This is a genomic window from Methylosinus sp. PW1 (genome assembly GCF_000745215.1).
Lineage (GTDB): Bacteria > Pseudomonadota > Alphaproteobacteria > Rhizobiales > Beijerinckiaceae > Methylosinus.
In genome coordinates, this window is record NZ_JQNK01000008.1 from 136753 (window position 1) to 150813 (window position 14061).

The following is a 14061-nucleotide window of genomic DNA, read 5'->3' on the forward strand; positions in this document are numbered from 1 at the left end:
TTAAAGGCGCCAATTCCATTCGCGCCGGGAGCGCGCACGGGCGCTCGACGCGGCGCGACGGATTACGCTGTCGCGACGCTTTTGGCAATCGGCGGGTCCTACACGCGGAAATGGCGGCCCGGCGGCAAGCTGCTCAGCAGCTGCAATCGTGGCGTCGCATTGTCGCGACTGTACCAGGGGTTGAATGCGGGGTCGACGTAACCGACGAGGTCGTATTTCTTGCGCAGCGTGTCCTGCTCGCGGCGAAAGCGCGCGATATTGGCGTTCGTCTCGTCGCTGCCGCGGCTCGCCGATTCATGATGATAGAGCGTTGCGAAAGGCGTCCATACGACGCGAAATCCGGCGCGGCCGGCGCGCATGCAATAATCCGTGTCATTATAGGCGATGGCGAAATTCTCTTCGTCCAGGCCGCCGACCGCCTCGAGGCAGGCGCGCGTGATCAGCATGCAGGCGCCCGTCACCGCCGCCATGGATTGGCGAACGTCGAGCCGGCCCATGGGACCGGGATAATCGCCGGGCATTCCGCAGAACCAATGTCCCGCCACCGAGCCGAGGCCCATGATGACGCCCGCATGCTGCAATGTTCCATTGGGATAGAGCAGCCGCGCGCCGACGATTCCCGTGGACGGAAAAGCGAGGCAGGAGACCATCTCCTTCAGCCAGCCGGCGTCTATGACCTCTATGTCATTGTTGAGCAGCAGCACGCAATCGCCGCGCGCCGCCCGCAGGCCGCGATTGACCTGCCGCGCGAAATTGAATTTCTCCTCGACGATGTCCACAGAGAAGAAAGGATGCGCCGCCTTCATCTGCTCATAGAGATCGAGAACGCGCTCATCCTTGGTGCCATTGTCGACGACGAGGATCTCCATGCGCGGATAGTCGGACCGCAAGGTGAGATCGTCGAAAAGGCGCGAGACGAGCGCGAAGGAATCGCGGCTCGGCACGATGATGGAGACGAGCGGCCAGGCGTCGTCCTTCGGCGCGAAGCGAACGCGATGCAGATCGGCGTTGCGCGCCGGCTCCACCACCGCCGGCGCGCCGTCGACGGCGTAGCTCTCCGCCAGCGAGCGGCGCGCGCTCGTCGTGGCGCGATCCAGAAAGCTCACCGAATAGCTCTTCCCGTCGCGGCGCCAGAGGTAGGCGGGGTAGGGGAGATGGACGATCTCCTCCGTCGCGAGGCCGCGCGTGTAGCGCAGCAGCAGGTCATAATCCTGCGAGCCTTCATAGCCTTGGCGCAGGCCGCCCAGCGCCTGCAGCCGCTCGCGCCGATAGAGCGAGAGATGATTGACGTAATTGACGCCGGAGAGCAGCACGGGGTCGAAGGCGGGCTTCAGCGAGTAATGCCTGGGCTGCAGCTTCGCGTCGGCGACGATCTCGTCGGTGAAGACGAATTGCGCGCCGGGCGTGCGCTCGATCGTCTCGAGCAGCGCATCGACGGCGAAAGGCGCGAGCGCGTCGTCGTGATCGATAAAGCCGACCCAATCGCCGCGCGCCGCGGCGAGGCCGCTATTGGTGGCGACGGCGATTCCGGCATTCTGCGCCGCGCGCAGAACCGTCACATGCGGCGTGTCGCGATGACGCTCGAGCCAGTCGATCGTCTCGCGCGACGTCGAGCCGTCGTCGGAGAGGATCAGCTCATAGGCGCCGGCCCTTTGAATCCGAAAGGAGTCGAGCAGCTGATCGAGATAGAGCGCGGGCGCGTCATAGACCGGCGTTACAAAGGAGAAGGCCGGCCGCTCGCCCGCCCATGCCGGCGCGCCGGCGTAGCGGGCGTTGGCCATGGCGATCACCTGCTCGAAATGCGGAGTCGCGCCGCGCACCTTGGCGACGCGCGCGCCGACGTCGGAAAGCTCCGGCGCGCCGGGCCGCGCAATGGTCTCGCAGAGCGGCGCCGCGCGCTCGCCGCGCGCGGCCTCGCGCAGCCTGCCGCCGACGAAGGCGCGCACGGATTTCTCGTCATAGGCGATGAAGGCGCGAAAACGAAACCGCGAAGGGTAGGAGGAGGGATCGAAACGGACATGATGCACGCGGCCGAAGCTGCGCAGCGCGATCACATAGAGGCCGTCGCGCGTGTGCTTGAGCTCGATCTCGTCATCCGGCTCGAAGCCCTTGCCGAAATCGATATAGATGCGCGGGTCGAGCGTCTGATCGGCGTCGGCGACCTCGAGAATGATATAGGTGGCGCGCAAAAAGCCCGTGACGAAGACGAAGAGCGGGTCCGCATTCGTGGCCTGCCAGCTCTCCCAGCCGAGCCGGCGCAGGCCGGATCGACGCACAGAAGGAATTCTCAGCAACAAGACCTTGCTTTCCCGACGGTGAGTCGCGGACGTGGGCTCCGCGCTCGCGTGATATAGTCGAGCCGCGGCGCCTTGGCCATAGACGAGGGCTCCTCTCGCGTATGGTGGGGCCATGGCGGAAAAGTGGCGAAATTAGGCCGTCGCGCCCGCGTGGACGCGGCGCTCGCGCTGGGCTATAAGGGCGCGGTTCGCGTCAATGGCGGTTCCCTGGCGAAATCTGCTCGAAGAGAAGATGATCCAACTCTTAGACGTCTTCAAATTCTATAAGACCGAGCGACACTCGAAGGTCATATTGGATCATGTGTCGATGGTTTTCGACACGAGCTACTCCTATGGTCTGCTCGGCGTCAACGGCGCCGGCAAGACGACGACCCTCAAGGTCATAGCGGGCACTGAGCTGCCGAATTCCGGCAGGGTGCGGCGCACGGTGCGCGTCTCCTGGCCGCTCGGATTCGGCGGCGGATTTCATACCGCGATGACGGGCCGCGAGAATGTGCATTTCGTGGCGCGAATCTACGGCGCCGATCCGCGCAAGGCGGCGATGTTCGTCGAGGAGTTCTCCGAGCTCGGCGATTATTTCGACGCGCCGGTCAAGACCTATTCGTCTGGCATGGGCGCGCGTCTGGCCTTCGGCATGTCCATGGCGATCGACTTCGACGTCTATCTCATCGATGAGATCACCGGCGTCGGCGACATGCGATTTCAGAAGCGATGCCAGGAGGCTTTCGAGCAGCGGCGCAAGAATTCGAGCGTCATCTTCGTCTCGCATTCGATGCAGGCGGTGGCGGATTATTGCGACCGCGGCGGCGTGCTCGTCGATGGCCGCCTCTTCATGTTCGACTCGGTCGCCAAGGCGATCGAGATGTACAATCGAATGAACCGATAGAGGCGAGGATGGACGAACCTCCGAAGTCTCCCGATCTTCGCACGGTCAATGCGCTGGAGCGCGCCGAGGCCGTTCAGCGCTTTCTGGCCGAAGCCGCGCGGCGCGCGCGCTTCTCGGCGCGGGCGCGCGGCGCCTATCAGAAATCCAGCTTCGCCGAGCGGCGCGGCGCAAAGGCGATGCGCATCGCCTTTCTCGTCCTTGCGATCGTCATGGTGGCGATCCCCAATGTCGCGGGCGGGCTCTATTACGGGCTGCTCGCTTCGGACCAATATGTCGCCGAGGCGAAATTCACCGTGAGCAGCGCGGCCATTCCCAAGCTCGACGGGCTCGGCTCCGTGACCGGCCTGCCGCAGATGATGATCTTTCAAGATTCGATGATCATCATCGAATATATCGAGAGCCGCACGCTGGTCGAGCAGCTCGAGCGCCAGGTGAATCTGCGCGAGCTCTATGGCTCGGATCGCATCGATTGGTGGGCGCGCTTCAAAAAGTCGAAGCCGATCGAGAATTTCACCGAATACTGGAAGAAGATGGCCACGGCGACGATCAGCTTCCCCTCCGGAATCGTCACGCTGACTGTCCGCGCCTTCTCGCCGGCCGACGCCAAGACGATCGCCGACAAGGTGATCGCCGATTGCGAGACTCTGGTCAATGATCTCAATGAGCGGATGCGGCAGGACACTGTGCGGGCCTCCGAGCAGGATGTCGAGCGCGCCGCCGAGCGGCTGAAGGTCGCGCGCGTGAATTTGGAGCGCGCGCGCAATACGGAAGGGCTGATCGACGTCCGCCAGACGAGCAAATCGCAGAGCGAGGTGCTCTCCGCCGTCCAGATCGAGCTGCTGAAATATCAGCAGGAATATCTCACCCAGTCGCGCTACGTCGACGAGAGCGCGCCGCAGATGCGCGTGATGAAGCGGCGCATCGAATCGCTCGAGAAGCAGATCGCCGGCCTAGAGGCGGAGATCACCACGCGCGAGCAGCAGGGGGTCGACGCGCTGGCGAGCAAGACGCTCTCCGGCAAGATGACGACCTTCGCCAATCTCGACCTCGAGCATAAGATCGCCGAGACGAGCTATCAGATCGCGACCGCCTCGCTCGACGGCGCGCGGCTGTTCAGCGATCGCAAGCTGCTCTATCTCCACCAGATCGAGGCGCCTGCTCTGCCGGAGGACGCGCGCTATCCGCGGCGCTGGCTCTATACGGGCCTGCTGCTCGCCGGCACGCTCACTCTCTACGGCATAGTGGTCGGACTCATCGCCTTCGTGCGCAACCATATGGCTTGAGCGCGCGTCAGCGTTCGCGCGCCACTTGCGTCAGATAGGCGCCATACTGGCTCTTGGCGAATTTCTGCGCGGCGGCGCGTAGCGCATCGGCGTCGATCCAGCCTTGGCGGAAGGCGATCTCCTCGAGGCAGGCGATGCGCTGGCCCTGACGCAGCTCGATCGCGCGCACATATTCGGCCGCCTCCAGCAGCGAGGCCGGCGTGCCCGTGTCGAGCCAGGCGAAGCCGCGGCCCAGGCGTTCCACATTCAGCTCGCCGCGCTGCAGATAGATATTGTTGAGATCGGTGATCTCCAATTCGCCGCGTGGCGAAGGTCGCAGCTCCGCCGCATATTGCGGCGCGCGCTCGTCGTAGAAATAAAGGCCCGTGACCGCCCAATTGGATTTCGGCGCTTTCGGCTTTTCCGCGAGCGATAGCGCGCGGCCCTGCGCGTCGAAATCGACGACGCCGTAACGCTCGGGATCGGCGACGTGATAGGCGAAGACAGTGGCGCCGCGGCGCGATTGCTTCGCCGTGGTCAGCGATTCCGTAAGGCCGTGGCCGTAGAAAATATTGTCGCCGAGCACCAGCACAGAGCTTTGTCCTTCGACGAAGCTCGCGCCGATGATATAGGCCTGCGCCAATCCGTCCGGGCGCGGCTGCACGGCGTAAGTAAAGGAGACGCCCCATTGCGCGCCGGAGCCGAGCAGGCGCTTGAACGCCGCTTCGTCATCGGGGGTCGTGATGACGAGTATCTCGCGCACGCCGGCGAGCATCAGCGCGCTCAGCGGATAATAGATCATCGGCTTGTCATAGACTGGCAGCAATTGCTTGGAGACGGCGAGCGTCGCTGGATGAAGCCGCGTGCCGCTGCCGCCCGCGAGAATGATTCCGCGCATGTCATGCTCCTCCATCTGTAGGGCTGGCGAGCAGCCTGTCGACGCAGGCCGCGAGCGATGGGCGCCAGTCGGGCAGAGCGACGCCGTAGATTCGCGAAAGCTTCGTATTGTCGAGGCGCGAATTGGCCGGGCGCCGCGCCGGCGTCGGATATTCCGCCGTCGTGATGCGGCGAACGCGCACCGGCGCCCGCCCATGCGCTTCCGCGCGCGCGAAGATCGCTTCCGCCACATCGGCCCAGCAGGCTTCGCCTGCGCCGGTCATGTGAAAGACGCCGCGCAGCTGCGGCGCGCCGTCGTCGCAAAGGCGCCTCGCAATGCGCAATGTCGCATCGGCTATGTCGATCGCGCTCGTCGGATTGCCGAGCTGATCGGCGACGACGCCGACCTCCGCGCGCGTCTCACCGAGCCGCAGCATGGTGCGTACGAAATTCGCGCCGAAGGGGCTGTAGACCCAGGCCGTGCGCAGGATGGCCGAGTTCGGACAGAGCGCCGCGACGCGTCTTTCGCCCTCGAGCTTGGAGCGGCCATAGGCGCCGAGCGGCGCCGTGGGATCATCCTCGCGATAGGGGCGCGCAGCGGAGCCGTCGAACACATAATCGGTCGAAAAATGAATGAGTGGAACGCCGAGCGCATCCGCCGCCTCGGCGACATGGCCGGCGCCCTCGCCATTGACGCGCAGGGCGAGCGCTTCTTCCTGCTCCGCTTTGTCCACCGCCGTATAGGCGGCAGCGTTGACGATCGCATCGCAGCGCGCATCGTTCAACGCCGCGCGCACGCTGTCGCGATCCGTCAAATCGAGCCGCGGCCTTCCGAGCGCGATGATTTGCATTTCTTCGGAGCCGCGCTCGCGCAGAGCGGTGACGATCTGGCCCTGCGTTCCGGTGACGGCGATGCGCATGGGCGTGCTCACGCGAATGTATCTGAGAGATCGCGCAGGCGCGGCCAGCGTCGATCTTTCTCCGACAGAATGGCGCGCGCCGGCGCGATCGGCCAAGAAATATCGAGATCGGGATCGTCGAAGGCGAGGCCGCGATCATTGGGCGCCGAATAGAAATTCGTTACCTTATAGACGACTTCCGTATCCGGCTCGAGTGTGCAGAAGCCATGCGCGAAGCCGATGGGAACGAGCAATTGCCGCCAATTCTCCGCGGAGAGCTCCACCGCGACGTGACGGCCGAATGTGGGCGACGAGCGGCGAATGTCGACCGCCACATCCAATATGCGTCCGCGCGTGACGCGCACCAGCTTGTCCTGCGCGAAAGGCGCGGTCTGGAAATGCAGGCCGCGAATGACGCCGGTCTCGCGCGAGAGCGAATGATTGTCCTGCACGAAGCGCAATGGCGGCAGGCCGCGCTCCTGCCAACGCTTTTCATTATAGCTCTCGGAGAAAAAGCCGCGCGCGTCGCCGAAGCGATCGGGCGTGACGATTTTGACGCCATCGAGCGCCGTATCCTCGACTTTCATGCTGTCCTCATGCGCGCGTCAGGCGACGCACCCGAGCCGCTCGCCGCGATATTTGCCTGAGCGTATGGCTTTCCACCAGGCTTCATTTTCGAGATACCAGCGCACCGTCTTGGCGAGCCCGCTGGCAAAGCTCTCCTCGGCGCGCCAGCCGAGCTCGCGCTCGATCTTGGAGCAGTCGATCGCATAGCGCAGATCATGGCCCGGCCGATCCTGAACGAATGTGATCAGCTCGCGATAAGAGCCGCGCGCGCGGGGCCTCAGCTCGTCGAGACGATCGCAGATCGCCTGCACCACTTCTATGTTGCGCATCTCCGAGCGGCCGCCGACATTATAGGATTGTCCGACGACGCCGGCGCGCGCGACGGTGAGCAGCGCCTCGGCGTGATCCTCGACAAAGAGCCAATCGCGCACATTCTCGCCGCGTCCATAGACGGGCAGCGGCTTCTCCTCGAGCGCATTGAGAATGGTGAGCGGAATGAGCTTTTCCGGGAAATGATAGGGGCCGTAATTATTGGAGCAATTGGTGACGATCGTCGGCAGGCCATAGGTCTCGCGCCAGGCGCGCGCGAGATGATCCGAGCCCGCCTTGGACGCGGAATAGGGCGAATTGGGCGCATAAGGCGTGTCCTCGCGAAACAGCCCCTCGGCGCCGAGCGCGCCGAACACTTCGTCGGTCGAGACATGCAGGAAGCGAAAGCCGGCGGCGGTCTCTACATCGAGACGGCGCCAATAATCGAGCGCCGCGGCGAGCAGAGTGAAAGTGCCGACGACATTGGTCTCGATGAAGGCGGCGGGGCCGTCGATGGAGCGATCGACATGGCTCTCGGCGGCGAGATGCATCACGACGTCGGGCCGAAACTCCGCGAAAGCGGCAGTGACGGCGTCGCGGTCGCATATGTCGGCGCGGCGGAAGGAATAGCGCGGATCGCCGGCGACGGGCGCGAGCGAGTCGAGATTGCCGGCATAGGTGAGCTTGTCATAGACGAGCAGCTCATGCGGCGTCGTCTCGATGATCCGGCGCGAAACCGCCGAGCCGATGAAGCCGGCGCCGCCGGTGACGAGAATGCGCATCTATCGCCCGATCCGGGCGGTGTTCGCCGCTGTCTCATGGAGGAAGCGAGAGGGAAGACGCATCCGCGAAAAGCACCTTGTTCCTGGTCCCGAGGATTCGCCTCGTCGCCGCCGCCGCAAGATTTTTCTCTTCTATTCACGCCTATTGAAAGATCGCGGCGCTGGCTGTCAACTCCGGCGCGCTACGCGGAAATATGTTTTTTATGCGGCGTTTTCCGGCGCGCTGGCGTCGGCCGCGAGAATTTGGACTCGTTCCAGACTGCTTGCGCAGCGTGTCGGTTTCGCGCTATCCCGCGATAGATCGGGCCGCGACGGATCGCCGGCCGTACAGAAGAGTAGTCGATGTTTCAGCGTCCCGGCAAGGCGGCCTTCGTCTTCATCCTCATCACTGTCGCGCTCGACATGCTGGCGCTCGGCGTGATGATCCCGGTGCTTCCCAAGCTCATCGTGGAGTTCGAGGGCGGCGATCTGAAAAGCGCTTCTATAGCGACTGGCGTCTTCGGTTTCGCCTGGGCCTTCATGCAATTTTTGTTTCAGCCCATGCTCGGCGCGCTGTCGGATCGTTTCGGCCGTCGGCCGGTCGTGCTGCTGTCCAATCTCGGCATGGGGCTCGACTATGTGTTCATGGCGCTGGCGCCCACTCTGTCCTTCCTCTTCGTCGGACGGCTGATATCGGGCGTGACGGCGGCCAGCGTCTCGACGGCGACGGCCTATATCGCCGACATCACCGAGCCGGAGAAGCGCGCCGGCCGTTTCGGCATGATCGGCGCGGCTTTCGGCGTCGGCTTCATCCTCGGCCCGGCGCTCGGCGGCGTGCTCGGCAATCACGGCTTGCGCTACCCGTTCTGGGCCGCGGCGGCGCTGAGCCTCCTCAACGCCGCCTATGGCTATTTCATCCTGCCGGAGTCGCTCTCGCCGGAAAAACGCACCAGCTCGGTCCTGTGGCGCAGCGCCAATGTGCTCGGCTCGCTGGATTTCCTGCGCCGCGACCGCTCGCTCGCGCTGCTGGCGCTCGCCATATTCCTCTCCTATCTGGCGCATGAATCGCTGCCGAGCCTCTTCGTGCTCTACACGGAATATCGTTATCAATGGGATGCGGAGACGACCGGCTGGGCGCTCGCCATCGTCGGCGTGTCGCAGACGGTGGTGTCCGGCGGATTGGTGCGGCCGGCGGTCAAGCGCTTCGGCGAGCGCGCGACGCTGGTCGTCGCTCTGGCGGCGGGGGCGCTCGGCTTTTCGGCCTACGCCTTCGCGCCCACGGGCGGGATATTCATGGCGGCGCCGCCGCTCATCGCCCTCTGGGCCATGGCCGGTCCGGCCTTTCAGGGCCTCGCCACGCGCTTCGCCTCAGCGTCGGAGCAGGGCCGGCTGCAAGGCGCGCTGGCGAGCCTGCGCGGCGTCTCCGGCATGGTCGGGCCGCTGTTCTTCTCGCAGATTCTCTCCTTCTCGATCGGCGCGGGCGACTTTCCGGGGGCGGGCTATTTCGTCGCGGCGCTGCTGCTCGCGGCGAGCCTTTTCGTGGCGCGCAACGCCGTGAGCGGAGCCGCGCAGCCTCCCGCCGCCTGACGTCGCATTCCGCCGCGCGGCCGCTTATATTGAGGCGGCGCGCCGTCCTGTCGGCCGGCGCTTTCGGAGATTCGCATGAGCTTCGTCGCTGCGGCCGTCTATTTCGCCATTCTCGCCTCCGCGGCGCTGGGCGTCTATCTGAAGGCTCGCCAGAGCCGCGCCGCGCGCGTCGATCGCGATGCGCCTCCGCCCGAATTCGCGGACACGATAACCCCGCAAGAGCATCGCCGCTCCGCCGATTACACGGTCGCGCGCATGCGCCTCTCCGTCGGCGAAACCTTGCTGGACGCGGCGATCTCCGTCGCCTGGCTCGCATTTCTGCTCGGCCCGCTCTATGCGCTGCTCGCGCAATTCATCGCGCCGGGCCTGACGCTCAGCGTCGCCGTCGTCGTCGCGGTGGCGGTCGTCGATCATCTGCTGCGCCTGCCGTTGTCGCTGGTCGAGACCTTCGGTCTCGAGGCGCGCTTCGGCTTCAACCGAACGACGCCTTTCATGTTCGTCCTCGACGAGGCCAAGGGCGCGGCGCTCTGGCTGCTGTTCTTCATTCCCTTGCTCTATGGGCTGTTCTTCGCGGCGCGCTTCTCGCCCGATTATTGGTGGCTGGCGGGCTTCGTCGCGGCGGTGGCGCTGCTGCTGGCCATGACGGTGATCTACCCTTCCATCATCGCGCCAATGTTCAACCAGTTCACGCCGCTCGAGGATGCGGCGCTGAAGGCGCGGATGGAAGAGCTGCTGGCGCGTTGCGGATTTCAGTCGGGCGGGCTCTATGTGATGGACGCCTCGACGCGCTCCACCCATGGCAACGCCTATTTCTCCGGCTTCGGCAAGGCGAAGCGCATCGTCTTTTTCGACACTCTGCTGCGCAAGCACAGCGCGGACGAGATACTCGCCATTCTCGCCCATGAGCTCGGCCATTATAAATTCGGCCATGTGCGGCAGCGGATTTTCCAAGCGGCGGCCTTTCTCTTCATCGGCTTCGCGGCTCTGCATCTCGCCTTGGAGCGCGGGCTCGGCGGCGCCTTCGGCCTGCCGAATGATCCGGGCGTCATTTTCGTCATCGCGCTGATGGCGGCCGCGCCCATTCTGCATCTTCTGTCGCCGCTCACCAATTTCCTGTCGCGCCGGGCGGAGTTCGAGGCCGATGGCTTCGCCAAATCCATTTATGGCGAGGAGCCCATGGTGAGCGCGCTCACCAAGCTCTCGCGCGACAATCTCTCGACGCTGACGCCGGACCGGCTTTATGCGCTGTTCTATTACTCGCATCCGCCGGCGCCGATCCGCATCGCCGCGCTGCAGGAGGCGAGGGGCGCTTGATGTTCAGGCGGCATGCGCCTTGCCGCGGAAATAATGGAAATCGCCGCGCGAGATCAACGCATCGCCGGGCGCGAGCTCATGCGGCGCGAGATCGGCTTCTGACCGTAGATGGTCGTAGATGGGGCCGAAATCGCGATAGCAGGCTTCGAGCAGGCGCTCGAATCCATCGACGACGAAATAGCACTGCTGGAAATCGTCGATGATGTAATTGGTGCGCATCACTCGCTCGAGGTCGAAGGCGATGCGGTTGGGCGAGGAATCCTCGAGCGAGAAGACCGTCTCCGCCGGCGAGGAGAGAATGCCGGCGCCGAAGATGCGCAGCCCCGCAGGCGTCGCCAGCAGCCCGAACTCCACCGTATACCAATAGAGCCGCGCCAGATTGGCGAGCTGGCCGCGCGCCAGCGCGCGCCGTCCGCCCTCGCCATAGGCCTGTAGAAAGCGCGTATAAACGGGGTTCGCCAGCAGCGGCACATGGCCGAAGACGTCGTGAAAGACGTCCGGCTCCTCGAGATAATCGAGCTCCTCCTCCGGGCGGATGAAGGCGCCGGCGGGAAAGCGGCGATTGGCGAGATGCTCGAAAAAGACATCGTCCGGCACGAGGCCGGCGACAGGAACCACGCTCCAGCCGGTGAGCGCGGAAAGGCGCGCGCTCAGCGCGTCGAAATCGGGAACGCCGTCCGGCGAGAGCGCGAGCGTGTCCTTCGACGCGAGATATTCGTCGCAGGCGCGGCCGGGCAGAAGCGCGGCCTGGCGGGCGTACAGCCGGCTCCAGCGATCATGCTCGGCCGCGCTATAGGAGGGCCAATTCTGCTCGATCGTCCAATCGGCGCGGCGGGGCGCGTCGGCGTAGCGGTTCTCGCCCTTCTCCATGCGGCCCTCCTTTTGCGGAAGCCGGGTTCTCGTCCGCGCCCCCTCCCCAACCCTCCCCCGCTTCGCAGGAGAGGGAGCAGATTCGGCGCTTCATCGAAGTTTCGCGAAACGTGGCCGCCTCCCTCGCCTGCGAAGCGGGGGAGGGTGAGGGAGGGGGCGCTCCGGTCTTCGATACGAAACACGCGAGCTATTAGATAAGCGCGCGCCGGCCCGCCGCAAAGCCGCTCAGCCGGGCGCGAAATGCGCGGTGAAATGGCGCAGGAAGGGCGCCTGCCGTGTGATGCGAAACGGCGGTATGGCGGCGCGCTCGCGGAACACATTCTCGATCGCCTCGATCACATAATCGAAATGGCTCTGCGTGTAGACGCGGCGCGGAAAGGCGAGGCGCACCAATTCGCGCGGCGCCGGCGTCTCCGTTCCGTCTTCCGCGCGACGGCCGAACATCACGCTGCCGAGCTCGACGCCGCGCACGCCACCCTCGAGATAGAGCGCGGCGGTGAGGCCGACGCCCGGGAAATCCGTCGCCGAAAGATGCGGGCAAAAGCCCGCGGCGTCGATGAAGACGGCGTGACCGCCCGCCGGCCGCACGATCGGAACGCCGCGCGCGATGAGGCGGGAGGCGAGATATTCCACCGTCGCATAGCGATAGCGCTGGTATTCCTCCTCCAGCGCCTCCTCGAGCCCGACGGCGATCGCCTCGAGATCGCGGCCCGCGAGTCCGCCGTAGGTGGGAAATCCTTCCGTCAATATCAGCAGATTGCGAAAATCCTCCGCCCAGCGATCATCATTGCAGGCGAAGAATCCGCCTATATTGGCGAGCCCGTCCTTCTTGGCGCTCGTCGTCGCGGCGTCGCAGAGCGAGAACATCTCCCGCGCAATGTCGATGAGCGCGCGATCCGCATAGCCGCGCTCCCATAGCTTGATGAAATAGGCGTTCTCGGCGAAGCGGCAGGCGTCGAGCACCAGAGGAATTCCACGCCGCGTCAGCAGAGCCTTGGCGGCGCGAATATTGTCGAGAGAGATCGGCTGCCCGCCGCCGGTGTTGTTGGTCGCGGTGAGCATGCAGAAGGGAATTTTCTTTCCCTCGCGCTCCAGCGCACGCTCCAGCGCCGCGAGGTCTATGTCGCCTTTGAAATGCGTCTCCGCATGAATATCGGCGGCCTTGGCGCTGGGCAGATCGAGCGCCGTCGCGCCGACATATTCGATATTGGCGCGCGTCGTGTCGAAATGGCTGTTGTTGGGCACGATATCGCCATGCTTCAGCCGCGTCGCAGCGAGAATGCGCTCCGCCGCGCGGCCTTGATGCGTAGGAAAAATATGCTCGAACCCCGTGATGTCGCGAATGGTCTTCTCGAAGCGGCGCCACGACCTGCTTCCCGCATAGCTTTCGTCGCCCATCATGAGCGCGGCCCATTGCCGATCCGACATGGCGCCCGTGCCGCTGTCGGTCAGAAGATCGATGGTGATGTCTTCCGCATCGAGCAGAAAAACATTGTAATGCGCGGCCTTCAGCCGCTCCTCGCGCTCTTGCCGCTTTGTTATCGGCAGAGCTTCTGTCATCTTGATGCGGAAGGGCTCGATGATGGTGCGCATATCGCTTCTCCTTCGCAGTGCGAGATAGGGCGCGGCGCCGACGCCGCTTTACGTAGCCGCGCCGGCTGTGGCAAAAGCGTCGGCGCGAAAACAGGAGACCTCATGGCGGCCGACGTTACTTATCCAGCCGCTGCGGCGGCGGGCGTGCTCTCTTTCCTCAGCCCTTGCGTGCTGCCTTTGGTGCCGCCCTATCTCACCTTCATCGCGGGCGCGAGCCTCGAGGAGCTGACCCACGCCGGCAAATCGCGCGCGCGGCGCGACGTGCTCATCGCTTCGCTTCTGTTCGTCGCCGGCTTCTCGACGGTCTTCGTTGCGCTCGGCGCGACGGCGAGCGTGTTCGGCAAGGTGCTGCGCGCCAATCTGGAAATTTTGTCGATCGCCGCCGGCGTCGCCATCATCCTCATGGGCCTGCACTTCCTCGGCGTGTTCAAGATCGGCCTGCTCTATCGCGAGAAGCGCCTCGAGGTCGGCCGTCCGGTCGGGCGTCTCGGCGCCTATGTCATGGGCCTCGCCTTCGCCTTCGGCTGGACGCCCTGCATCGGGCCGATACTCGCCGCCATTCTCGCCGTCGCCGGCTCGCAGGAGACCGTGGCCAAAGGCGCCGCTCTGCTCGGCGTCTATTCCGCCGGGCTCGGCCTTCCTTTCCTCGGCGCCGCGGCGGCGATGGGGCCGTTCATGGGCTTCATGCAGAAGTTCAAGAAGCATTTCGGCAAGGTGGAGAAGGTCGTCGGCGCGCTGCTGGTGCTCACGGGACTCGCCTTCCTCACCGGCGGAATGCAGAGCTTCTCCTTCTGGCTGCTGCAGACCTTTCCCGGTCTCGCGAATTTCGGATGATCGCCC

At 64.8% G+C, this 14061-nt stretch carries 12 protein-coding genes; 5 read left to right on the top strand and 7 right to left on the bottom strand.

The window, feature by feature from the left end; genetic code table 11:
- Positions 1-98: 98 nt before the first annotated feature.
- The gene (locus K369_RS06085; RefSeq protein ID WP_245278116.1) at positions 99-2276 is read right to left on the bottom strand and encodes a glycosyltransferase family 2 protein; all 2178 of its coding nucleotides are present in this window, start codon (positions 2274-2276) and stop codon (positions 99-101) included.
- A 253-nt stretch (positions 2277-2529) separates the two neighbouring features.
- Here K369_RS06085 and K369_RS06090 point away from each other — a divergent pair, with 253 nt between their 5' ends.
- Entirely contained in the window at positions 2530-3183 is a 654-nt protein-coding gene (locus K369_RS06090) for an ABC transporter ATP-binding protein (RefSeq protein WP_036290168.1), read from the top strand.
- A gap of 8 nt (positions 3184-3191) precedes the next feature.
- Positions 3192-4466 carry an LPS biosynthesis protein gene (locus K369_RS06095; RefSeq protein WP_036289251.1) on the top strand — a complete coding sequence of 425 codons (1275 nt, stop codon included), beginning with the start codon at positions 3192-3194 and terminating at the stop codon, positions 4464-4466.
- Positions 4467-4473: 7 nt separating this feature from the next.
- Here the strand turns inward: K369_RS06095 and rfbA are convergent, their stop codons facing one another.
- The 4 genes from rfbA to rfbB are packed head-to-tail and all read right to left on the bottom strand — an operon-like array spanning position 4474 to position 7878.
- The gene (gene rfbA / locus K369_RS06100; protein WP_036290170.1) at positions 4474-5343 is read right to left on the bottom strand and encodes a glucose-1-phosphate thymidylyltransferase RfbA; all 870 of its coding nucleotides are present in this window, start codon (positions 5341-5343) and stop codon (positions 4474-4476) included.
- Position 5344: 1 nt separating this feature from the next.
- Positions 5345-6241 carry a dTDP-4-dehydrorhamnose reductase gene (rfbD, locus tag K369_RS06105; protein WP_036289254.1) on the bottom strand — a complete coding sequence of 299 codons (897 nt, stop codon included), beginning with the start codon at positions 6239-6241 and terminating at the stop codon, positions 5345-5347.
- An 8-nt stretch (positions 6242-6249) separates the two neighbouring features.
- Positions 6250-6807 (bottom strand): dTDP-4-dehydrorhamnose 3,5-epimerase, encoded by a 558-nt coding sequence (gene rfbC, locus K369_RS06110; protein ID WP_036289256.1) that lies wholly within the window; start codon positions 6805-6807, stop codon positions 6250-6252.
- Positions 6808-6825: 18 nt separating this feature from the next.
- On the bottom strand, positions 6826-7878 hold the full coding sequence (rfbB, locus tag K369_RS06115; RefSeq protein WP_036289259.1) for a dTDP-glucose 4,6-dehydratase: 1053 nt from the start codon (positions 7876-7878) through the stop codon (positions 6826-6828).
- 342 nt (positions 7879-8220) lie between these two features.
- Between rfbB and K369_RS06120 the strand changes: the two genes are divergently transcribed.
- The gene (locus K369_RS06120; RefSeq protein WP_036289262.1) at positions 8221-9444 is read left to right on the top strand and encodes a TCR/Tet family MFS transporter; all 1224 of its coding nucleotides are present in this window, start codon (positions 8221-8223) and stop codon (positions 9442-9444) included.
- Positions 9445-9519: 75 nt separating this feature from the next.
- Positions 9520-10758, top strand: a complete 1239-nt coding sequence (locus tag K369_RS06125) for a M48 family metallopeptidase (RefSeq protein WP_036289265.1) — start codon at positions 9520-9522, stop codon at positions 10756-10758.
- 3 nt (positions 10759-10761) lie between these two features.
- Here the strand turns inward: K369_RS06125 and phhA are convergent, their stop codons facing one another.
- Together phhA and K369_RS06135 are read right to left on the bottom strand one after the other, a co-directional pair.
- Positions 10762-11628: a phenylalanine 4-monooxygenase gene (gene phhA / locus K369_RS06130; RefSeq protein ID WP_036289268.1), complete on the bottom strand. Its 867-nt coding sequence runs from the start codon at positions 11626-11628 to the stop codon at positions 10762-10764.
- A gap of 225 nt (positions 11629-11853) precedes the next feature.
- The gene (locus K369_RS06135) at positions 11854-13221 is read right to left on the bottom strand and encodes a tryptophanase (RefSeq protein WP_036289272.1); all 1368 of its coding nucleotides are present in this window, start codon (positions 13219-13221) and stop codon (positions 11854-11856) included.
- A 102-nt stretch (positions 13222-13323) separates the two neighbouring features.
- Between K369_RS06135 and K369_RS06140 the strand changes: the two genes are divergently transcribed.
- Positions 13324-14055, top strand: coding sequence for a cytochrome c biogenesis CcdA family protein (locus K369_RS06140; RefSeq protein WP_018264429.1), 732 nt, complete (start codon positions 13324-13326; stop codon positions 14053-14055).
- The last annotated feature ends 6 nt before the right edge of the window (positions 14056-14061 follow it).